At 62.3% G+C, this 991-nt stretch carries 1 protein-coding gene; it reads left to right on the top strand.

Annotation, left to right across the window (positions count from 1 at the left end):
- Positions 1–927 (top strand): cbb3-type cytochrome c oxidase subunit I (locus QZH66_RS15335; RefSeq protein WP_305806772.1); only part of this gene is annotated, 927 nt, incomplete at its 5' end.
- Positions 928–991 lie beyond the last annotated feature (64 nt).

Below are 991 nucleotides of genomic sequence, written 5' to 3'. Positions count from 1 at the left end.
TTTGGTACGAGCTTTTTCGACGCTGCCGGCGGCGGCGACCCGGTGATGTACCAGCACATCTTCTGGTTCTTTGGCCACCCCGAGGTCTACATCATGATCTTGCCGGGCTTCGGCATCATCAGCCAGGTGATTCCCGCGTTTTCGCGCAAGCCGCTGTTTGGCTATATCTCCATGGTGTATGCCACCGCCGGCATTGCCATCATCAGCATGGTTGTCTGGGCGCACCACATGTTCACCACCGGCATGCCGGCGACGGGGCAGATTTTTTTCATGTACGCGTCGCTGCTGGTGGCCGTGCCGACCGGCGTCAAGGTGTTCAACTGGGTCTCCACCATGTGGAAGGGCGCAATCTCGTTCGAGACGCCGATGCTGTTTGGTGCGGGCTTCGTTTTTGTGTTCGTCATGGGCGGAATGACGGGAGTGATCGTGGCCATTGCGCCGCTGGACGTGCAACTGCAGGACACCTACTACGTGGTCGCGCACTTTCACTATGTGCTGGTGGCGGCGGCGCTCTTTTCCCTGTTTGCCGGCTACTACTACTGGAGCCCCAAGTGGACCGGCGTGATGTACAGCGAGACGCGCGGCCGCATTCACTTCTGGACCTCGCTGGTGTTTTTCAACGTGGCGTTTTTTCCGATGCACTTTCTGGGCCTGGCCGGCATGCCGCGCCGCTACGCCGACTACCCGCTGCAGTTTGCCGACTTCAACATGCTGGTCTCGCTGGGCTCGTTTGCCTTTGCCCTATCGCAGCTGTATTTTGTGCTGTTTGTCGTTTTTCCGGCGCTGCGCGGTCGGGGCAAGCGGGCGCCGAAAAAACCCTGGGACGGCGCCGAGGGGCTGGAGTGGGAAGTGCCCTCGCCTGCGCCGTTTCACACCTTCGTCACGCCGCCCCGGCTGGACGCAACGGCCACCCGCATCCTGGACTGATGCCATGCTGGACGCCGCCGCCCGGCAGATGCCTGCGGACCCTGCCGCCCCGCTGGAGCCCGCC

The sequence above is a fragment of the Stenotrophomonas sp. YIM B06876 genome, assembly GCF_030711595.1.
GTDB lineage: Bacteria > Pseudomonadota > Gammaproteobacteria > Xanthomonadales > Xanthomonadaceae > Stenotrophomonas.
The sequence above is the reverse complement of the archived record's forward strand: the minus strand, read 5'-3'. Positions and strand labels throughout refer to the sequence as shown.